18 protein-coding genes are annotated in these 19,451 nt (G+C 73.4%); 11 read left to right on the top strand and 7 right to left on the bottom strand.

From position 1 onward, the window contains the following. Positions 1-37 precede the first annotated feature (37 nt). Complete coding sequence (locus ACIOWN_RS27595) at positions 38-520, bottom strand: DUF3515 domain-containing protein (protein WP_401983627.1); 483 nt, start codon at positions 518-520, stop codon at positions 38-40. Between the two features lie 20 nt (positions 521-540). Then, a complete protein-coding gene (locus ACIOWN_RS27590) occupies positions 541-774 on the bottom strand; it encodes an Lrp/AsnC family transcriptional regulator (protein WP_100571763.1) in 234 nt (77 codons plus the stop codon). Positions 775-1,005: 231 nt separating this feature from the next. Between ACIOWN_RS27590 and ACIOWN_RS27585 the strand changes: the two genes are divergently transcribed. Next, positions 1,006-1,971: a thiamine-phosphate kinase gene (locus ACIOWN_RS27585; RefSeq protein ID WP_401983626.1), complete on the top strand. Its 966-nt coding sequence runs from the start codon at positions 1,006-1,008 to the stop codon at positions 1,969-1,971. Next, a complete protein-coding gene (gene thiD / locus ACIOWN_RS27580; RefSeq protein WP_362353521.1) occupies positions 1,968-2,789 on the top strand; it encodes a bifunctional hydroxymethylpyrimidine kinase/phosphomethylpyrimidine kinase in 822 nt (273 codons plus the stop codon). Before ACIOWN_RS27585 ends, thiD begins: the two co-directional genes overlap by 4 nt. A 159-nt stretch (positions 2,790-2,948) precedes the next feature. On the opposite strand, the gene rpmB is transcribed toward thiD, so the two are convergent. Beyond that, positions 2,949-3,134 (bottom strand): 50S ribosomal protein L28, encoded by a 186-nt coding sequence (gene rpmB, locus ACIOWN_RS27575; RefSeq protein WP_004924906.1) that lies wholly within the window; start codon positions 3,132-3,134, stop codon positions 2,949-2,951. A gap of 268 nt (positions 3,135-3,402) precedes the next feature. Here rpmB and ACIOWN_RS27570 point away from each other — a divergent pair, with 268 nt between their 5' ends. After that, positions 3,403-5,121, top strand: coding sequence for a DAK2 domain-containing protein (locus tag ACIOWN_RS27570; RefSeq protein WP_362353519.1), 1,719 nt, complete (start codon positions 3,403-3,405; stop codon positions 5,119-5,121). A 29-nt stretch (positions 5,122-5,150) separates the two neighbouring features. On the opposite strand, the gene ACIOWN_RS27565 is transcribed toward ACIOWN_RS27570, so the two are convergent. Then, positions 5,151-8,093, bottom strand: coding sequence for a tetratricopeptide repeat protein (locus tag ACIOWN_RS27565; protein WP_401983624.1), 2,943 nt, complete (start codon positions 8,091-8,093; stop codon positions 5,151-5,153). Continuing rightward, positions 8,090-9,958: an HSP90 family protein gene (locus ACIOWN_RS27560; protein WP_401983622.1), complete on the bottom strand. Its 1,869-nt coding sequence runs from the start codon at positions 9,956-9,958 to the stop codon at positions 8,090-8,092. Before ACIOWN_RS27560 ends, ACIOWN_RS27565 begins: the two co-directional genes overlap by 4 nt. A gap of 165 nt (positions 9,959-10,123) precedes the next feature. On the opposite strand from ACIOWN_RS27560, the gene recG reads away from it, so the two are divergent. The 8 genes from recG (at position 10,124) to mutM (ending at position 17,590) form a co-directional block, all read left to right on the top strand. After that, the gene (gene recG / locus ACIOWN_RS27555) at positions 10,124-12,343 is read left to right on the top strand and encodes an ATP-dependent DNA helicase RecG (RefSeq protein ID WP_362353514.1); all 2,220 of its coding nucleotides are present in this window, start codon (positions 10,124-10,126) and stop codon (positions 12,341-12,343) included. 79 nt (positions 12,344-12,422) lie between these two features. Next, the gene (rsmD, locus tag ACIOWN_RS27550) at positions 12,423-13,010 is read left to right on the top strand and encodes a 16S rRNA (guanine(966)-N(2))-methyltransferase RsmD (protein ID WP_362353512.1); all 588 of its coding nucleotides are present in this window, start codon (positions 12,423-12,425) and stop codon (positions 13,008-13,010) included. A gap of 26 nt (positions 13,011-13,036) precedes the next feature. Then, positions 13,037-13,516 carry a pantetheine-phosphate adenylyltransferase gene (gene coaD, locus ACIOWN_RS27545; protein ID WP_362353579.1) on the top strand — a complete coding sequence of 160 codons (480 nt, stop codon included), beginning with the start codon at positions 13,037-13,039 and terminating at the stop codon, positions 13,514-13,516. Between the two features lie 116 nt (positions 13,517-13,632). Next, a complete protein-coding gene (locus ACIOWN_RS27540; RefSeq protein ID WP_362353510.1) occupies positions 13,633-14,754 on the top strand; it encodes an ATP synthase F0 subunit B in 1,122 nt (373 codons plus the stop codon). A 132-nt stretch (positions 14,755-14,886) separates the two neighbouring features. Then, a complete protein-coding gene (locus ACIOWN_RS27535) occupies positions 14,887-15,540 on the top strand; it encodes a YceD family protein (protein WP_362353508.1) in 654 nt (217 codons plus the stop codon). Positions 15,541-15,542: 2 nt separating this feature from the next. Further along, a complete protein-coding gene (rpmF, locus tag ACIOWN_RS27530; RefSeq protein WP_003951102.1) occupies positions 15,543-15,716 on the top strand; it encodes a 50S ribosomal protein L32 in 174 nt (57 codons plus the stop codon). Between the two features lie 7 nt (positions 15,717-15,723). Beyond that, the gene (gene rnc, locus ACIOWN_RS27525) at positions 15,724-16,557 is read left to right on the top strand and encodes a ribonuclease III (protein WP_362353506.1); all 834 of its coding nucleotides are present in this window, start codon (positions 15,724-15,726) and stop codon (positions 16,555-16,557) included. Positions 16,558-16,705: 148 nt separating this feature from the next. Beyond that, complete coding sequence (mutM, locus tag ACIOWN_RS27520) at positions 16,706-17,590, top strand: bifunctional DNA-formamidopyrimidine glycosylase/DNA-(apurinic or apyrimidinic site) lyase (protein ID WP_362353504.1); 885 nt, start codon at positions 16,706-16,708, stop codon at positions 17,588-17,590. Here the strand turns inward: mutM and ACIOWN_RS27515 are convergent. Both ACIOWN_RS27515 and ACIOWN_RS27510 read right to left on the bottom strand, forming a co-directional pair. Next, on the bottom strand, positions 17,563-17,952 hold the full coding sequence (locus ACIOWN_RS27515) for a helix-turn-helix domain-containing protein (protein WP_362353503.1): 390 nt from the start codon (positions 17,950-17,952) through the stop codon (positions 17,563-17,565). The genes mutM and ACIOWN_RS27515 overlap by 28 nt on opposite strands. A 343-nt stretch (positions 17,953-18,295) precedes the next feature. Beyond that, entirely contained in the window at positions 18,296-19,438 is a 1,143-nt protein-coding gene (locus ACIOWN_RS27510) for a CAP domain-containing protein (protein ID WP_362353501.1), read from the bottom strand. Positions 19,439-19,451 lie beyond the last annotated feature (13 nt).

Here is a 19,451-nt window from a genome sequence, read left to right as displayed (position 1 = left end):
TCCGGTGTCCCGGGCCCCCTGGACGTGTGCCAGGCGCTCAGTCGGCGATCCCCTTGGGGATCGCCTTCCTCACGGCCGGGGCCAGATCGACCAGCGGCGCGACCCCGTGGTCCGTCCGCCCCGCGGGGATCGTCACCTCCACATAGGCCAGGCGCAGTGCGGTGGTGAAGCGGAACGAACCGTCCCCCTGCTTCTGCAGCAGCCAGTTCACATCGTTCACCTCAGCCCCGTCGGACTCAGGATCGTCCATCGCGGCGGGCCGCGGGACACCGCAGCGCAGTATGATCGCCGGGCTTCCCCAGCCCGCGGTCAGCACGGAGGCGGGCCGGGGGTCCTCGCGGCCCAGTCCGTCCACTTTCCCGGGCAGTTCCCGGTCCAGATCGCGGCACAGTCCGGCCACCGACGGCCCGGGGGCGGGAACCGCCACGGTGGCGCTGTCGCCGCTCGGGGAACAGCCCGCGACGGTGACCAGCGCGGCGAGGACGGGCAGGCCGAGAAGCCGGTGACGGAAGAAGCTCACCGGCCAAGGGTAGACGGGGGCTACAGATGCACGACCGGGCAGGTCAGGGTTCGTGTGATGCCGTCCACCTGCTGGACCTTCGCGACCACCATGCGGCCCAGGTCGTCCACCGTGTCGGACTGGGCGCGCACGATGACGTCGTAGGGCCCCGTCACGTCCTCGGCCTGGATCACTCCAGGGATCTTGCCGATCGTCTCTGCGACGGTCGACGCCTTGCCGACCTCCGTCTGGATCAGGATGTACGCCTGTACCACGGAACCTCCAGGGCGGCCACGAGGATCATCTGGGGGAAAAGGAACGCCACGGTATCGCGTCGTCACACGCCGTGGGGAGACCCGGGAGAGCCGTGACGCACGCGCCGGGGTGCAGGTAGGACAGAAGTTGACGGTCATCTCGACCGTAGCGAGGACCGCGTTGACGCGCGACCGGGAACGTGATCCGGGAACGCAACCGGAATACACAGGGACAGAAGGGGCGAAAGGCCGATGAAGGGCACTGTTGGTGAGCTCGGGGAGTTCGGGCTCATCAGGGAGCTCACCTCCCGTCTCACCACCACCCCGGCGGTCCGGGTCGGCCCCGGCGACGACGCCGCGGTGGTCGCCGCCCCCGACCGCAGGGTCGTGGCGAGCACCGACATACTCCTCGAGGGACGGCACTTCCGCCGGGACTGGTCCACGGCGTACGACGTGGGCCGCAAGGCGGCCGCCCAGAACCTCGCGGACATCGCCGCCATGGGCGCCGTGCCGACCGCGCTGCTGCTCGGCCTGGTCGTCCCCACCGAACTGCCGGTCGCCTGGCCCACCGAGCTGATGGACGGCCTGCGCGACGAGTGCCAGGTCGCCGGGGCCGCCGTCGTCGGCGGTGACGTGGTGCGCGGCGACACGATCATGGTGTCGATCACCGCGCTCGGTGATCTGCGCAACCACGAGCCGGTCACACGCGCCGGCGCACAACCCGGCGACCTGATCGCGGTGACCGGCTGGCTGGGCTGGTCCGCGGCCGGGTACGCGGTGCTCTCCCGGGGCTTCCGCTCGCCCCGCGCCTTCGTCGAGGCGCACCGCCGTCCCGAGCCGCCGTACCACGCGGGGCCCTCGGCCGCCGGGCTCGGCGCCACCGCGATGTGCGACGTCAGCGACGGACTGATCGCCGACCTCGGGCACATCGCCGAGGCCAGCAAGGTCCACATCGACATCCGCTCGGGAGCCATAGACATCCCCTCGCAGATGAACGACATCGGGCAGGCCGTCGGCGTCGACCCGTTGCAGTGGGTGCTGACCGGGGGAGAGGACCACGCGATCGTGGCGGCCTTCCCGCCGGACGTGAAGCTGCCGGCCCGCTGGAAGGTGATCGGCGACGTGCACAGCCCCTCGGCGCTGCCCCAGGTCACGGTCGACGGCGCGCCGTGGACCAGCAAGGGCGGCTGGGACCACTTCGGGGACATCGAGTCGTGACCGCCGCCCCTCCCCGGGTACTGACCGTCGCGGGCTCCGACTCCGGCGGCGGCGCCGGCATCCAGGCCGACCTGAAGACGATGCTCGCGCTCGGCGTGCACGGCATGAGCGTGATCACCGCGGTGACCGCGCAGAACTCCCTCGGTGTGCAGGGGGCCTGGGAACTGCCCGTGGAGGCGGTCCGGGCCCAGTACCGCAGCGTCGTGGACGACATCGGCGTCCAGGCGGTGAAGACCGGGATGCTGGGCTCGGCGGAACTGGCCGGGGCGGTGGCCGAACTGATCGCCGGGACGGACGCGCCCGCGGTCGTCGACCCGGTCGGCGTCTCCAAGCACGGCGACCCGCTCCTCGCCGGGTCCGCGCTTCGGACCGTACGCGAAAGGCTGCTCCCGGTGGCGACCGTCGCCACGCCGAACCTCGACGAGGTGGCCCAGCTCACCGGCGTCCGGGTCCGGGCGGAGGAGCAGATGCGGGAGGCCGCGGCGGCGATGCTGGCGTTCGGGCCGGAGTGGGTGCTGATCAAGGGCGGCCACCTCGCCGGGCGGGAGGGCGGTGACCAGGCCGTGGACCTGCTCACCGACGGCGCCGAGGAGCACTGGCTGCGCGCCCCCCGGTACGACAACCGGCACACGCACGGCACCGGCTGCACCCTCGCCTCCGCGATCGCCTCGCACCTGGCGAAGGGCCGGTCGGTGCCGGAGGCCGTGACGGAGGCCAAGGCGTACGTCACCGGCGCGATCGCGGCCGGCTTCGCGCTCGGCGGGGGGATCGGACCCGTGGACCACGGCTGGGCCCTGCGGAGGCCTTGGGCGGGGTAGTCGCGCGGCCCGCGCACCGGCGGCCCGCACGGCTCCCGGTGTGCGGGCACGCGTGCGCGTGGCAGGCGTGCGCGGGCACGGCAAAAAGCCGGTCCACCGAGGTGGACCGGCTCAGTGCAGCGAACCAGCGGTGGCCGCGCGCTTAGCTGTTGCTGTGCGTCAGCGCGAGACCTTGCCGGCCTTGATGCACGAGGTGCAGGCGTTCACGCGCTTCGGCGTCCCGCCGACCACGGTACGCACGCGCTGGATGTTCGGGTTCCAGCGACGGGGCGTACGGCGGTGCGAGTGCGAGATGTTGTTGCCGAAGCCCGGCCCCTTGCCGCAGACGTCGCAGTTGGCAGCCACGGGTCACTCCAAAGACTTCAGATGCACTTACGGTTGATCCCGGCATGCCGGGATCAAGATCTCAGGCTCGGAGAGCCCTTCTTGAAATCTGAGTGGCGTTGCCAGGGGGGAAAGCCCGATCAGGATCGGGCAACCGGAGCAGCATACAACGGCTGCGTCCGTAAGGCGAAACTACCACGGCGGCTCCGCTGCCCCCGCGGGCCCTCTTCCGTCGGGCACCGCCCCTGGGTCTACGCTGCGTCCAGTCCAGCAGCTCAGGGAGGCGCAGGTGGCGCAGGTGGCGCAGACGTTCGACGCGCCGGCGGTGCGCACCTGGTGCGGACTGGCGCTGCGGGCCCTGGGACGCGCGCGCGAGGAGATCGACGCGATCAACGTCTACCCCGTGGCCGACGGGGACACCGGCACCAACCTGTATCTGACCGTGGAGTCCGCCGTCGCGGCGGTGGAGGCCGTGTTCGCCGCGCACGAGGTGGGCGACGGGACCGGCGTGGCCCTCCCCGGCCCTTCCCTGGCCGACGCCGCGCGGGCGATGGCGCACGGCGCGCTGATCGGGGCCCGCGGCAACTCCGGGACCATCCTCGCCCAGCTGCTGCGCGGCATGGCCCAGGTGTTCGCCGCCGACGGTGACCGAACCCGGACCGACGGGCGCGGTCTCTGCCTGGCCCTGCGGCGCGCCGCGGACTCCGCCCGGCAGGCCGTGGCGCACCCGGTGGAGGGCACGGTCCTGTCGGTGGCCTCGGCCGCCGCGGACGCGGCCACCGGGGCGCGCGGAGACTGCGGTGCCGTCGCCCTGGCCGCCTACGAGGGCGCCTGCGCGGCCCTCGCAGCGACCCCCGGCCAGCTGGCGGTCCTGGAGCGTGCCGGGGTGGTCGACGCGGGCGGGCGGGGACTGGTGGCGGTCCTCGCGGCCCTGGTGGAGACGTGCACGGGACGGGCGCCGGAGCAGGGCACGTCCCCTTCGGCGGTCGCGGTGCCGGGTGACGGCGGCCCGACGGTGCCGCACGCGCGTGTGTGCTCCGCCGGGGACGACGGGCCCGGCGCCTGCGCGCCGCCCGCGAGCGGTCCCGCCTTCGAGGTGATCTACCTGCTGGACGCCGAGGACGCGGCCGTCGCCCGCCTGCGCGAGCGGCTCGACGGGCTGGGGGACTCCCTCGTCGTGGTCGGCGGCGACGGCCTGTGGAACGTTCACGTGCACGTCGACGACGCCGGCGCGGCCGTGGAGGCGGGCGTGGAGGCCGGGCGGCCGCACCGCATCCGGATCACGCACTTCGCCGCCGACGACGCGCACACCGGCGGACCCGGGCGGCCGCCGCACCGGGAGCGGGCCCAGCGCGCCGTGGTGGCCGTCGTACCCGGCGAGGGCCTGGCCGGGCTCTACACCGAGGCCGGGGCGACCGCGGTGCTCGCCAGGCCCGGGGAGCAGCTCGCCAGCGGGGAGCTCGTCGACGCCGTACGGCGGGCACACGCGCGCGAGGTGGTCCTGCTGCCCAACGACCCCGAGCTGCGCCACACCGCGTCCGCGGCGGCCGAGCAGGCCCGCGGTGACGGTGTCCGTGTGGCCCTGATCCCGACCCGGTCGGCGGTGCAGGGCATCGCCGCCCTCGCCGTGCACGAGCCGGAGCGCCGCTTCGACGAGGATGTCGTCGCCATGACCTCGGCGGCCGGCGCCACCCGGCACGCCGAGGTCATCGTCGCCGAACGCCAGTCGTGGACCACGGCCGGCATCTGCCAGGCCGGTGACGTCCTCGGTCTCATCGACGGGGACGTGGCCGTGATCGGCTCGGACGTCTCGGCCACCGCCGAGACCGTCCTGGACCGCATGCTCGCGGCCGGCGGCGAACTGGTCACCCTCGTCCTCGGAGACGAGGCCCCCGACACGATCGCCACCCGCCTCCAGACCCGGGTCCGCGAGTCCTACCTCGCCGTCGACACGGTCATCTACGAGGGTGGCCGCCAGGGAGCGCTGCTGCTCATCGGCGTGGAGTGAGCCACGCCTCCCCGTCCGGCCACCGCCGGTCAGTCGTCCGGTCCCTGCTCCAGCGCGCGCAGGAGCCTTTCGGCTCGTGCGCGCCGGGGTGGTGCCTCGGTGTCTCCGTCGTCGGCGTCCTCGTAGGCCGCCAGCACGGCACGTGCGTGTGCCGTGGCTTCGGCGGGGCGGCCCAGGTCGGCTGCCAGACGGCCCGCGGCCAGTTCCGCCGCGGTGCGGTCGTGCAGGCCGGCCGGACCCAGCAGGGCGAAGGCGGCGATCGCCTGCTCCAGCCTGGCCAGGGCCTCCTCGGCCACGGCCTCGTCCGCCGCGCCGCCCGCGAGCAGGTCGCCGAACTGCCGGTGGGTCTGCCCGAGTTCCGCGACCAGCCGCTGCCGCGCCGCCGCGTCGTCCACCGCCTCCAGCGCCGCCTCGCACTCCGTGACCGCGGACCCCATCAGCTCCCGCGCCGCGTCCGGGCCGGCCCCGGTGCCCGATGCCAGCCACGCGCGTGCGCGCAGGGCGCGGGCCAGGCCGTGCACGTCGCCCAGGGACCGCCACAGGTCGCCCGCGCGCGTGTACGCACGATCCGCCTCCTCGTGCAGCCCCGCCCGGCTCAGCGACTCGGCGGCCAGATGGGCGAGGGTCGCGTGGTCCTGCTGCTCGGGCCAGTGCCGTGCGATCTCGGCGGCCTGCAGCCGGCGTTCGGCCGCCGCCCGGTGTTCCCCGAGCTCGCTCAGACAGTCGCCGAGCCACCACTGCGTCTGCACGACGGCCCCGTCGCCGTGCGTGTCCGCGGACAGGTCGGGCAGCGCGGACTCCAGCACCTCCGCGGCCTCCGCCCACCGCCCCAGCCGCAGCAGCAGACCGCCGAGCTGCTGCCGGGCCCAGGCCCCGAGCGCCGGTCCCTCGCCCGCCTCGTCGGCCCAGTGCGCGGCCTCCAGGGCGTGTTCCGCCGCCTCCTCGGTCCGGTCAAGACCGCCGAGCACCTCGGCGAGCTGAAGGTGCAGCTGTGCCCGGCCCGCGGCCTCAAGATACGTCCCGCCGTGCTCCAGGGCCGCCCGCAGCGCCCGCTCGGCGCCCTCCGGGTCGCCCAGATGGTGCGCGAGCGCCGCGAGCCGTGCCTCGTACTCCACCGCGAACCACGGCACACCCGCCCCGGCGTACTCGGCCGCGGCCCGCTCGAACAGCTCCGCGGCGCCCCGCAGGTCACCGGCGCGCGCGGCGGTCTCGGCGAGCATCGCCCGCGCCTCGGCCGCCCGGGCCGCCAGCCGCACATCGTCCCCGGTGTGCCCCTCCACGAGGGCCAGGACCTCCCGCACGGCCTCCTCGGCGGCGGACAGCGCCCCCGGGTCCACGGGCCCCCCGGCCTCGTACACCGGCCGCATCAGGATCCGTGCCCGTCCCATCACCACGGACGCGGTCTGCCGAACGCCGGTGCCGTCCTGCGCGTACAGCGCGAGGACGCGCTCGTAGGGCTCGGCGACCGCGGCGAGCGCCCCGTCCACATCGCCGGTCAGTGCCCTCATGTACGCGGCACGCGAGCGTGCCGCCAGCGCCTCGCCCGGGTCGCCCGCCCGCGCGTACCACTCGGCGGCCCGCTCGAACAGCGCGACACCCTCGGGGCCCCGGCTCATCGCCTCGTGGTCGGCGATGTCCGCCTGGTCACGGGCCGCCAGCTCGACGCCCTCCGCGGCCCGCGCGACCGCCGCCCACGCCTCCGTGGCGTGCGGCCGCAGGGTGTCCGACAGCCGCCGCGCCTCGGTGATCAGCGCGGGCAGGCCGGCTTCTCCGGCCGCCGCTGCCGCGGTCGCCGCTTCAGCCGTCTCCGTGGGGAGCGCCCGCGCGGCGGGAGCCGAAGCCGTGCCGGCGGGCCGCCGCGCCGTGCGCACGCCCAGCGGCAGCCGCTCCACCAGCGGGCGCCGCGCCATGTGCGCGCGTGCCCGCTCGCCCACCCGGGCCGTGCCGTTGCGCTCGTCGAAGCGGACCGCCAGGGCCGCCGCCTCCGCGCGCGCGTGCGCGGCGAGTTCGCCGGCCGTCCAGTCCCGCCCCGCGGGACCGGGCACCGTCTGCCCGTCCCACCCCAGCTCGACCAGCCGCTCCATGAGCAGGGCCGTCACCGCCAGGAAGTCCAGCCTGCTGAGCGGGTTCCCGTCGTCCGTGAAGTACGCGGGCCGCTCGGCCAGCAGCTCCAGGGCCCGCGCCTCGTTGCCGGTCAGCGCGCAGAACGCCACATGGTCGGCGTAGGCGCCCCGCATGCTCTCCATCGGTCGCACCAGCCTCAGGCCCCGCAGATGGTGAGCGCGCGCCTCGTCGAGGCGGCCGAGTCGCAGCAGGGGCAGCAGCGAGGAGGCGAGGACGCCGTGCGGCTCGTGGGCGCAGGAGAACTCGCCGTCCAGCACCGGTCGCCACAGCTCGACCGCCTCCGCGTCCCGGCCGCACTCGGCCTGCCACAGGCCCTGGTCGTGCAGTTCGCAGGCGTGGCAGTCGGCCATGCTGTCCCGGTCGGCGGCCAGCCACGCCGCGTACGCACGCTCCGCCCGCGCGAGGTCCCCGATGTGCCGGGCGACACTGAACTCGGCGCTGCGCACGGCACGTTCGGAGTGGCCGGCGAGCCGGTATCGGTGCTCCATCTCGCCGAGCCACTTCTCGATCGCGGCCAGCGGGATGTGCGGCTGCCCCAGCATGCCCGCCGACATCCACTTGAAGACCCAGTGCAGCGAGTGGGTCTCGTACTCGTCGAAGTCCTCGGGGTGGTCGTCCCACATGCGCAGCAGCCGCGCGAACGGGACGAACATCTTGTCCTTCTCGGAGCTGTAGTTGTAGACCTTCAGCTGGTGTCCGAGCGCCTCGATCACGGCGAGCGGGATGTTCAGCCGCTCGGCCTCGGCGAGCAGCAGCTCCGCGCGCGCGTTGCGGGCCGGGCCCTCCGGCCGCTCGCCGTTGGCGGCCAACTCGCGGCGCAGCGAGTCGAAGTCGGTGATCTCACTCATCGGTGGCCGTCCCCCGTCGCGTCGGTGTCGCCGTGCGTGGCCCACTCCAGCAGGCCGATGAACGCCCGGTTCAGCAGCGCCGAGTCCGCCGGCCGCAGCGGACGCTGCGCCATCAGCAGCGCCTGCCCATACAGCGACTCGGTCGCGGTGCCGATGAGTTCCGGGTCGCCGAGCGAACCGATGCGGCGGATCAGCGGGTTGAGGTGGTTGAGCACCAGACGCGCGCGTGGGGCGCCGCCGCGCAGCGAGCCGAGGATGCCCGCCCACAGGTCGTCGGCCTGCTCCTCGGCCTCGGCGCGGGCCTGCTCGTGCCGGGCCGCCCGGTCGTCCAGGTGCAGCGCCGGCACGGACAGCGGGTGGAAGGCGCGCAGCACGACGTCGCAGCCCAGCGGGTCCAGCCGGGCCCGCGCGGCGGCCAGGAACCCCGACAGGGCCAGCTCCTCGGCCGGGTCGACGGAGTCCAGGTGCGCGGTCACGGTGTCCGCGTCCAGCTCGGCGACCACCGTCCCCGGTCGCACCGACGGCAGCGCCTCGACCAGCTCGCTGTCGTAGGTGTAGCCGCCGTTGACGACGCCGACGCCCTGCGCGGAGGCGATCGGCGCGACCTGCCGGTACTCCTCGACCGTCCGCGTGAAGTGCACGACGGGGTGCCGTCGGGCGAACTCCTCCAGGGACAGCCGCCCGTCGGTCGTCTCGAAGGGCAGCCACGGCAGCATCGTGCGCAGCATCTCCGCGTCGTGCCGGGCCAGCGACTTGACACCCAGGAAGTGCACCGACAGGAACGCCTCCAAGCGCTCCGGATCGCCGGCCGCGAGAGAGGTCAGCCAGGACCGTATCCGCTCCCCGAGCGCCTCGCGCACGGCGGCCAGCGTCTCGTCCTCGTACAGCGACTCCCGCGAGGCGGTGGGCCGCAGACTGTCCGTGTCGAGCACGCAGCGCACGAAGAACGCCCAGTCGGGCAGGAGCTGTTCGGCCCGCTCGGTCAGCAGCATGCCCTTCAGGTGCACGCGGTGACCCGCCCGCTGCGCCGGGCTGACCGCCGACGGCAGCACGTAGGCCACCCCGCGGATCCCGGCCAGCGGCACGTCCAGGCCGATGGCGTCCAGCGGGGTGAACCCGAACACCTCGTGGCAGTGCCGGGCCAGGGCGACCCGGCGGGCCGCGGGGGAGGGGTACGCCCGGTCCCAGGGCGCCGGCAGGTCGGTGACCGCCTCCTCGCCCACCCGGACGTCGTAGGGCAGCAGCGACCCGAAGTCCCGTGCCAGCGCGAGCACACGCTGCTCGGTGAGCCACTCGCCCGCCCCGGCCCGGGCCTGGAGGTGCACGGTGGTGCCGGGTTCCGGGCGGGCGGAGTCCGGCAGGGTCCGCACGGTGTACGAGCCGTCGTCGCGCGCCGTCCACTCCACGGGAGGCGCCTCGGGCGTCCGGGCGCTGCGGCTGACCACCCGGATCCGTTCGGCCACCACGAAGCAGGCCAGCAGGCCGATGCCGAACTGGCCGAGGAAGTCCGAGCGCGTCTCCCGCAGGCCCTCGGCCCGCTTGGAGCTGCGGCCGATGGTGGCCAGCAGTTCGTGCACGTCGGACTCGGTGAGGCCGACGCCGGTGTCCTCCACCCGGAGGGTGTCGCCGTCCGCGAACAGCCGTACGCGCGCCGGGGCGCCGGGCTCCTCCGCGCGCCGGGCGGTGATGGCGTCCACGGCGTTCTGGAGCAGTTCGCGCAGGTAGACCTTGGGGCTGGAGTACAGGTGGTGCGAGAGCAGGTCCACCAGCCCCCGCAGATCGACCTGGAACATATGGGCCGGGCGGGGCTCGCCGGACTGTGATGAGTGGGATGCCTGTGCTGACTGTGAGGTCTGGAAGTCCATCGTCGCAGCGCCGGTGGGGGGATCTCAGGTCGGCGCGGGGTAGGGCGGCACCTGTGAGGCGGCAGCCGCGGGGATGGCCGGAGCGCGTCATCCTAGGCCCTGCACGGACCGGCTGACCAGGGGTTTCCCCGGAGGTTTACGGCATTGTCGGTGCCGTGGTGTGCAATGGATCTCGTGCCCGCACTGCAAGAACCACTGAAACAGCCACTGAAGTCAGTGCTCGGCCCCGCCACCGCGAAGGTGATGGCCGAGCACCTCGGCCTGCACACCGTCGGCGACCTCCTGCACCACTACCCACGCCGGTACGAGGAGCGAGGCCAGCTCACCCACCTCGCCGACCTGCCCATGGACGAGCACGTCACGGTGGTCGCCCAGGTCGCCGACGCCCGCCTGCACACCTTCGCCTCCTCCCGCGCGCCCCGCGGCAAGGGCCAGCGCCTGGAGGTGACGATCACGGACGGCAGCGGCCGGCTCCAACTGGTCTTCTTCGGCAACGGCGTGCACAAGCCCCACAAGGAACTCCTGCCGGGCACGCGCGCGATGTTCGCGGGCAAGGTCTCGGTCTTCAACCGCCGACTGCAACTTGCCCACCCGGCGTACGAGTTGCTGAACGGAGAGGACGGGGAGGCGGTCGAGAGCTGGGCCGGCGCGCTCATCCCGCTGTACCCGGCCACCGCCAAGCTGGAGTCCTGGAAGATCGGCAAGGCGGTCCAGACCGTCCTGCCCAGCGCCCAGGAGGCGCTCGACCCGCTGCCCGAGTCGCTGCGCGCGGGCCGCGGCCTGGTCACCCTCCCCGAGGCCCTGCTCAAGGTCCACCGCCCGCACACCAAGGCGGACATCGCCGACGCCCACGCCCGGCTGAAGTGGGACGAGGCCTTCGTCCTCCAGGTCGCCCTCGCCCGCCGACGCCACGCGGACACCCAGCTCCCCGCCGTCGCCCGCGTACCCGGCCCGGACGGTCTCCTCGCGGCCTTCGACGACCGCCTCCCCTTCACCCTCACCGACGGCCAGCGAAAGGTCTCCCGCGAGATCTTCGCCGACCTGGCCACCGAGCACCCGATGCACCGTCTGCTCCAGGGAGAGGTCGGCAGCGGCAAGACGCTCGTCGCCCTGCGCGCCATGCTCGCCGTCGTCGACGCGGGCGGGCAGGCCGCGATGCTCGCGCCCACCGAGGTGCTGGCCCAGCAGCACCACCGGTCGGTCACCGAGATGATGGGAGAGCTGGCCGAGGGAGGCTTGCTGGGCGGCGCCGAGCACGCCACCAAGGTGGTGCTGCTCACCGGGTCCATGGGCGCCGCGGCCCGCCGGCAGGCCCTGCTCGACCTGGCCACCGGCGAGGCGGGCATCGTCATCGGCACGCACGCGCTGATCGAGGACAAGGTCCTGTTCGACGACCTGGGACTAGTCGTGGTGGACGAGCAGCACCGGTTCGGCGTCGAACAGCGCGACGCCCTGCGCGGAAAGGGCAAGCAGCCCCCGCACCTGCTGGTCATGACCGCCACTCCCATTCCGCGCACGGTCGCGATGACGGTCTTCGGCGACCTGGAGACCTCCGTCCTCGACCAGCTCCCGGCGGGGCGCTCGCCCATCGCCAGCCACGTCGTCCCGGCCGCCGACAAACCGCACTTCCTGGCCCGGGCCTGGGAGCGGGTGCGCGAGGAGGTGGCGAAGGGCCACCAGGCGTACGTGGTCTGCCCGCGCATCGGGGACGAGGAGGACGATCCGAAGAAGGCCGCCGCGAAGAAGTCCGCCGAGGACGAGGCGGAGAAGCGCCCGCCGCTCGCCGTGGTGGACATCGCCGACCAGCTCGGCAGGGGCCCGCTGCACGGCCTGGGGGTCGAGGTGCTGCACGGCCGTATGCAGCCCGACGACAAGGACGCGGTCATGCGCCGCTTCGCCGCCGGCGAGACCGACGTCCTGGTCGCCACCACGGTCATCGAGGTCGGTGTGAACGTACCGAACGCCACGGTGATGGTGATCATGGACGCCGACCGCTTCGGCGTCTCCCAGCTGCACCAGCTGCGCGGCCGCGTCGGCCGCGGCTCGGCGCCCGGCCTGTGCCTGCTGGTCACCGAGATGCCGGAGGCGAGCGCCGCCCGGCAGCGGCTGAACGCGGTGGCCTCCACCCTCGACGGCTTCGAGCTCTCCCGCATCGACCTCGAACAGCGCCGCGAGGGCGACGTCCTAGGCCAGGCCCAGTCCGGTGCCCGCTCCAGCCTGCGGGTGCTCGCCGTCATCGAGGACGAGGAGATCATCGCCGAGGCGCGCGAGGAGGCCGCCGCGGTGGTGGCCGCCGACCCCGAGCTGGAGCGCCTGCCCGGGCTGCGCACGGCGCTGGACGCGTTGCTGGACGAGGAGCGGGAGCAATACCTGGAGAAGGGCTGACAGACTGGGACCGGCCCGCACCCGAGCCGCCCCCCACGGCCGCCACGACCAGGCCGTCCCCGACAAGCAAGGACCAGACATGACCCGCGTGATCGCCGGCCGGGCCGGCGGACGCCGTCTCGCCGTACCGCCGGGCAACGGAACCCGCCCCACCTCGGACCGGGCGCGCGAAGGCCTGTTCTCCACCTGGCAGTCGCTGCTCGGCGGCCCGCTGGACGGCGAGCGCGTCCTGGACCTGTACGCCGGCTCGGGCGCCGTCGGCCTGGAGGCGCTGTCGCGGGGCGCCGGGCACACCCTGCTCGTGGAGGCCGACCAGCGAGCGGTCCGCACCGTCCGGGAGAACGTGAAGGCGCTCGGCCTCCCCGGCGCCGACGTACGTGCGGGCAAAGCGGAACAGATCGTCCACACGTCGCCCCCGGCGAAGCCGTACGACCTCGTCTTCCTCGACCCGCCGTACGCGGTCTCCGACGACGATCTTCGCGAGATCCTGCTCACACTCCGCACTCAGGGGTGGCTCGCGGCCGACGCCCTCGTCACCGTGGAGCGCAGCACCAGGGGCGGGGAGTTCACGTGGCCGCCGGGATTCGAAGCGATCCGGGCCCGTCGTTACGGCGAAGGGACGTTTTGGTACGGTCGCGCCGCCTCTACGTGCGAAGACGCACGATGACCGAACCGGAGAGCGAGGGATTTCAAGTGCGCCGCGCCGTCTGCCCCGGGTCGTTCGACCCCATCACCAACGGACACCTGGACATCATCGCCCGCGCCTCCCGTCTCTACGACGAGGTCTACGTCGCGGTGATGATCAACCAGTCGAAGAAGGGCCTGTTCGAGATCGACGAGCGGATCGACCTCATCCGGCAGGTCACCGCCGAGTACGGCAACGTCCGCGTCGAGGCCTTCCACGGCCTCCTCGTCGACTTCTGCAAGCAGCGCGACATCCCGGCCATCGTCAAGGGTCTGCGCGCCGTCAGCGACTTCGACTACGAACTGCAGATGGCCCAGATGAACAACGGCCTCTCCGGGGTCGAGACGCTGTTCGTGCCCACCAACCCCACCTACAGCTTCCTGTCGTCCTCCCTGGTCAAGGAGGTCGCGGCCTGGGGCGGCGACGTCTCCCACCTGGTGCCGCCGCAGGTCCTCGAAGCCCTCGCCGGGCGGCTGAAGAAGGACTGAGGCGGGTGACGGCCCGTCACCCGGTGTCCGGCGATCACCTCATGGACGTACAGTCGTCCCGTCCGTCTCCGACACATCGGTAGTCCAACACACCTGTAGAGAGTGGCGAGCACACGGTGGACGTGCAGAAGAAGCTCGACGAGATCGTGTCCACGGTCTCCAGCGCCCGGTCCATGCCCATGTCGGCGTCGTGCGTGGTCAACCGCGCCGACCTGCTCGCACTGCTCGACGAGGTGCGCCAGGCCCTGCCCGGCTCCCTCGCCCAGGCCCAGGAGCTGATCGGCGACCGCGACCAGATGGTGCAGGAGGCCCGGCGCGAGGCCGAGCGGATCATCGAGACGGCGCACGCCGAGCGCGGCTCGCTGATCTCCGGCACCGAGGTCGCCCGCCGCTCCCAGACCGAGGCCGACCGGATCCTCGGCGAGGCCCGGCAGGAGGCCGAGGAGGTCCGCGCCGAGGCCGACGAATACGTCGACTCCAAGCTCGCCAACTTCGAGGTCGTCCTCACCAAGACCCTCGGCTCGGTCGGCCGCGGCCGCGAGAAGCTGCTCGGCACCGGCCCCGGCCTCGACGAGGACGGCTACGAGGACGAGGACGCCCCCGAGCGCAGCCACGACCCCGAGACGCTGCGCCGCAACGCCGACGCGTACGTCGACGCCAAGCTCGGCGCCTTCGAGGCGGTCCTCGCCAAGACCCTGGAGGCCGTCGGCCGCGGCCGCCAGAAGCTGCACGGCCGCATCGCCACCGACGACCTCGGCGCCCTCGCCGACGACACCACCACCGTCCAGCACTCGAGCGACGCCGACTACCTCGCCGACCTCGCGGCCCTGGCCGACGCCCCGGCCGCCGTGCCGGCCCCGGCGGCCCCGCCCGCCGAGCAGCCCGCCCCGCCGCAGTACGAGCCGCAGCCGGCCTACGGCTACCAGCAGCCCGGGCAGGCCGATCCGTACGGCGGCTACCAGCAGGGCTACGGCCGGCAGGACCAGTACGGCTACCAGCAGCCCGACCCGTACGCCACCGCCGACGCCACCGGATACGCCCAGGCGCAGGGCGCCTCCTTCCAGGCCTACGACGCCCAGCCGGGCGCCTACGACCCGAACCAGGCCCAGCAGGACCCTCAGGACCACCACGGCTACGCACAGCCGCAGGCCCACGCCCTCGACGAGACCAGCCTCTTCGACACCGGCATGATCAGCGCCGAGCAGCTGCGCGCCTACGAACAGGGCCGAGGGCTGTAGGCAGGCCGCCGATTGGGCCGAGAGCCAAAGGTCAAGTATCCTGGCCCTTCGGTCGCGCATACGTCCGCGATCCGCGCTGCCCGGAACATCACCGGGAAAGCGTCCCCCCGAGTTTGGAAACCGAAAGCAGGAATGGCTCAGAACGCCCGCCTCGACCACCGCGACCCTCTCGTGTTCGACACGCACGAGCTGGGGCGGCGGCCCGGCGCGCTGCAGCGCCTGACCCGCACGGTCCCCGCCCCCAAGGACCTCGGTCTCCAGGGCGTCGTCGGAGTGCCGGAAGGCGCCCCGGTGGAGCTCGAACTCCGGCTCGAGTCGGTCATGGAAGGGGTGCTCGTCACAGGCACCGCCCGTGCACAGGCCGAGGGGGAGTGCGTAAGGTGTCTGGAGCCGCTCGAGCTCGATCTCGAAGCGGACTTCCAGGAGCTGTTCTCGTACCCTGACGCCGACGAGCGGGGCCGCGTGTCCGCGGAGCCCGACGCCGACGCCGAGGACGACGAGGACAGGCTCTTCCTCGAGGACGGACTCTTCGGCCTCGAACCTCTGCTGCGCGATGCGGTGGTGCTCGCACTGCCGATGCAGCCGGTGTGCCAGGAAGACTGCCCTGGGCTGTGCTCCGAGTGCGGTGCGCGGCTCCTGGACGACCCGGACCACCACCATGACGCCGTCGACATCCGTTGGGCGGCTTTGCAGGGACTCGCCGACACCATGAAGGACGGCGAGAAGGACGAGATGAGCGGCGGCGCGCCTCGATCGGCACGCCCCGACGAGAAGCAGGAGAAGTAGCCGTGGCTGTTCCGAAGCGGAAGATGTCGCGCAGCAACACGCGCCACCGCCGGTCGCAGTGGAAGGCTGCGGTCCCCACCCTGGTTGCGTGCGAGCGCTGCCACGAGCCCAAGCAGCAGCACATCGCGTGCCCGTCGTGCGGCACCTACAACAAGCGCCAGGTCCTCGAGGTCTGAGCGGCTGGTGAGAGGCACTGTGTCCACTGCCAAGAAGGCGGAAGGCGCCGAAGCGGGCAACCACCGCCGCCGCGGAGCCGCTCCGTCGGACAACACGGCCTCGTCCCACACGCTTCTGGAAGGGCGGCTCGGCTACAAGCTCGAGTCCGCCCTTCTGGTGCGCGCGCTGACCCACCGTTCCTACGCGTACGAGAACGGCGGTCTGCCGACGAACGAGCGGCTGGAGTTCCTCGGTGACTCCGTCCTCGGCCTGGTCGTCACGGACACGCTGTACCGCACCCACCCCGACCTGCCCGAAGGCCAACTGGCCAAGCTGCGGGCCGCGGTGGTCAACTCGCGTGCGCTGGCGGAGGTCGGGCGCGGCCTCGACCTGGGCGCCTTCATCCGGCTCGGCCGCGGTGAAGAGGGCACGGGCGGCCGGGACAAGGCGTCCATCCTCGCCGACACCCTGGAAGCGGTGATCGGCGCGGTCTACCTCGACCAGGGCCTCGACGCGGCCTCCGAACTGGTGCACCGCCTGTTCGACCCGCTGATCGAGAAGTCCTCCAACCTCGGAGCCGGCCTGGACTGGAAGACCAGCCTCCAGGAGCTCACCGCGACCGAGGGGCTCGGCGTGCCCGAGTACCTGGTCACGGAGACCGGCCCCGACCATGAGAAGACCTTCACTGCTGCCGCTCGCGTCGGAGGCGTCTCGTACGGCACCGGCACCGGCCGCAGCAAGAAGGAGGCGGAACAGCAGGCCGCGGAGTCCGCGTGGCGGGCCATCCGGGCCGCGGCGGACGAGCGCGCCAAGACGGTGGGATCCACCGACGGCGCCGGTGACGCGCCGGCCCCCGCCTGAGAACCGGAAAACCGAGCGCGGCCGTCCGGCGGTACTCCGCCCGCGGGCCGCGTCCAGCAGAACGCGACCGAGCGCCCGTCCCCGCCCCGGGGCGGGCGCTCGGCCCGTGACGCGGCCACATCGGCCGCGACGTGTGAACGGGGGAGTCATGCCCGAGCTGCCCGAGGTCGAGGTCGTACGACGCGGACTGGAACGGTGGGTCGCGCACCGCAGCGTCGCCGACGTCGAGGTGCTGCACCCGCGTGCCGTACGCCGCCACCCGGCCGGCGCCGAGGACTTCGCGCACCGCGTCCGGGGTCACCGGCTCGGCCTGCCCGGCCGCCGCGGCAAGTACCTGTGGCTCCCCCTGGAGGACAGCGGCCAGGCGGTCCTGGCCCACCTGGGCATGAGCGGCCAGCTACTGGTCCAGCCCGTCGGCGCGCCCACCGAGAAGCACCTGCGCATCCGCGTCCGCTTCGCCGACACGTTGACGTCAGCCGATCGCGCGGCTGGGGCCACCGAACTCCGCTTCGTCGACCAGCGCACCTTCGGCGGCCTGTCGCTGCACGACACCACCCCCGACGGGCTGCCCGACGTCATCGCGCACATCGCCCGCGACCCCCTAGACCCGCTGTTCGACGACGAGGCCTTCCACCAGGCCCTGCGCCGCAAGCGGACCACCATCAAACGGGCCCTGCTCGACCAGTCCCTGATCAGCGGTGTCGGCAACATCTACGCGGACGAGGCCCTGTGGCGCTCCCGCGTCCACTACGAACGGCCCACCGCGACCTTCACCCGCCCCGGCACGGCCGAACTGCTCACCCACGTCCGGGAGGTGATGAACGAGGCCCTCGCCGTCGGCGGCACCAGCTTCGACAGCCTCTACGTCAACGTCAACGGGGAGTCCGGCTACTTCGACCGCTCCCTGGACGCCTACGGCCGCGAGGGCCTGCCCTGCCGCCGCTGCGCCACCCCGCTGCGCCGCCGCCCGTGGATGAACCGCTCCAGCTACTACTGCCCGAAGTGTCAGCGGGCGCCGCGCGCGGTGTCGTAACGCTCGCGTGCCGCCAGGACGTCGTCCATGCGCCCCTCCACGCAGTGGATGAGGGCCAGCAGGCGTTCGGCGACCTCGCGGCCCAGCGCCGTGAGCTCGTAGTCCACCCGCGGCGGATTGGTCGGCCGGGCCTCCCGGTGCACCAGGCCGTCCCGCTCCAGCGCCTGGAGGGTCTGGGACAGCATCTTCTCGCTCACGCCGTCGACCCTGCGGCGCAGCTCGTTGAAGCGCAGCGAGCCCTCGTACAGGGCGCCCAGCGCCAGCCCGCCCCAGCGCCCCGTGACATGCTCGAGCGTCCCGCGCGAGGGACAGGCCCTGGCGAACACGCTGTACGGGAGGTCCTGGGGCTGCGGGGTGCTCATACCCTCCAGCGTACTGGCGCACAGCGCTGACCATCAGACGGCGCTAACCACGAGTCAGTGCCCCCCGACCGTTCGGAGACCCGAGTCGGAGCCCCGATTCGCGGTCAGGGCACAGGCCGAGGGTGTGGATGTCCCACGCCTTGCAGACTCCGGGTGGCCCCGGCCTGGACCGCCGCTGCCTGGACCGCCGCCTCTACGAGCTGGGACGGCCCGACCGGCCGAGCACGGAGACGGAGCGCCTGCAGCCGCAACCCGCACGCGTGGACATGTGGCCCATGGACGGCCGGCATGAGTGTCCGCGATCGAAGCGTCCCCGACCCGTCACTTCCCCGGCTCCCCCAGGTCAGTACCCGAAGTCCTGCGTCCACCACGGACCGCCGGAGCCGAAGTGCACGCCGACGCCCAGGGTCTTGAAGTCGCAGTTCAGTATGTTGGCGCGGTGGCCCGGGCTGTTCATCCAGGCGTCCATCACCGCCGCCGCGTCGGCCTGCCCGCGGGCTATGTTCTCGCCGCCGAGGCTGGTGATGCCGAGCTTCGCCGCCCGGTCCCACGGCGAGGCGCCGCTGGGGTCGGTGTGGTCGAAGAAGTTCTCGGCGGCCATGGCCTCGCTGAAGTCCTGGGCGAGGCCGGCAAGCGCGCTGCTCGCCGTCAGCGCGCTGCACCCCACCTTCGCCCGCTCCTCGTTGACGAGCCTGAGCACCTCGGCCTCGACGGCCGCCTGCGTGGGGGCGGCGGTCGGGGCCTCGGTCTTCGCCGGGGCGGCCTGGGAGGCGGTCTCGGCCGGCGCGGTCTCCGGCTTCTCCGGGGCGGTGGTCGGCTTCGCCTCCGGTGCCTCGGTGGGCGTGGCCGACGCCTCCGCGTCCGGCTTCGAGGCCGGAGCCGACTCGGAGGCGGACCGCTGCGACGGCACGGGCCGGTCCGCGCCGCGGCTCGTCGTGGAGCCGCCGGCCTGGCCGCCCGCGTCGGCGCTGCCGGAGGTACCGCCCAGCGGGGCCTCGCTGTTCGTCGGCGAGCCCGCGGCCTGCACCTTGTCGGCGCCGCCGCCCGGGCCGCCCAGCTTGTAGTTCTCCAGACCGGGCACCGCGCCGGTGGCGACCGCGACGGTGCCGAGGGCGACCGCGGCGGAGACCCCGAGCAGCCCCGTGCGGACCGGCGTCGCGGCCTTCTTCTTCCGGCGGTGCCCCCGCTCCCGCGGCCCGTCCGCCGGGCTGAAGCCGTCCGCCGGGAAGATCACGGTGGTGCTTGCGTGGGCGGAGCCGTCGTCCGTGTCGAAGAGGTACTCCGGAGCAGGAGCCGTGGTGGGGGCGTCGCTGTACAGGTCCGGGTTCAGATAGGGCGCGATGCCCAGGCGGCCGTCGTCGCCCTGCGGGCGGCTGTCCCACGGATCGCGGTCGGGCTCGTACTCGTACGAGCCGTGCGTCCGACTGTCCCCCGTGGCGCGGCCCGTGGCGGCGCGGCCGGCGTCCCAGCGTCGGTGGCGTCCCATGTGCTGGCCTTCC

The sequence above is a fragment of the Streptomyces sp. NPDC087787 genome (assembly GCF_044743035.1).
Lineage (GTDB): Bacteria > Actinomycetota > Actinomycetes > Streptomycetales > Streptomycetaceae > Streptomyces.
This window is presented reverse-complemented; position numbering and strand designations above follow the sequence as displayed.

Excerpts from the sequence above, each read along its gene's own strand:
- ACIOWN_RS27510 (WP_362353501.1), bottom strand. The coding sequence starts at position 19,438 with ATGGGACGCCACCGACGCTGGGACGCCGGCCGCGCCGCCACGGGCCGC.
- ACIOWN_RS27535 (WP_362353508.1), top strand. The coding sequence starts at position 14,887 with ATGGCTCAGAACGCCCGCCTCGACCACCGCGACCCTCTCGTGTTCGAC.
- recG (WP_362353514.1), top strand. The coding sequence starts at position 10,124 with ATGGATCTCGTGCCCGCACTGCAAGAACCACTGAAACAGCCACTGAAG.
- ACIOWN_RS27565 (WP_401983624.1), bottom strand. The coding sequence starts at position 8,093 with ATGAGTGAGATCACCGACTTCGACTCGCTGCGCCGCGAGTTGGCCGCC.
- ACIOWN_RS27585 (WP_401983626.1), top strand. The coding sequence starts at position 1,006 with ATGAAGGGCACTGTTGGTGAGCTCGGGGAGTTCGGGCTCATCAGGGAG.
- ACIOWN_RS27515 (WP_362353503.1), bottom strand. The coding sequence starts at position 17,952 with ATGAGCACCCCGCAGCCCCAGGACCTCCCGTACAGCGTGTTCGCCAGG.
- mutM (WP_362353504.1), top strand. The coding sequence starts at position 16,706 with ATGCCCGAGCTGCCCGAGGTCGAGGTCGTACGACGCGGACTGGAACGG.
- rsmD (WP_362353512.1), top strand. The coding sequence starts at position 12,423 with ATGACCCGCGTGATCGCCGGCCGGGCCGGCGGACGCCGTCTCGCCGTA.
- ACIOWN_RS27560 (WP_401983622.1), bottom strand. The coding sequence starts at position 9,958 with ATGGACTTCCAGACCTCACAGTCAGCACAGGCATCCCACTCATCACAG.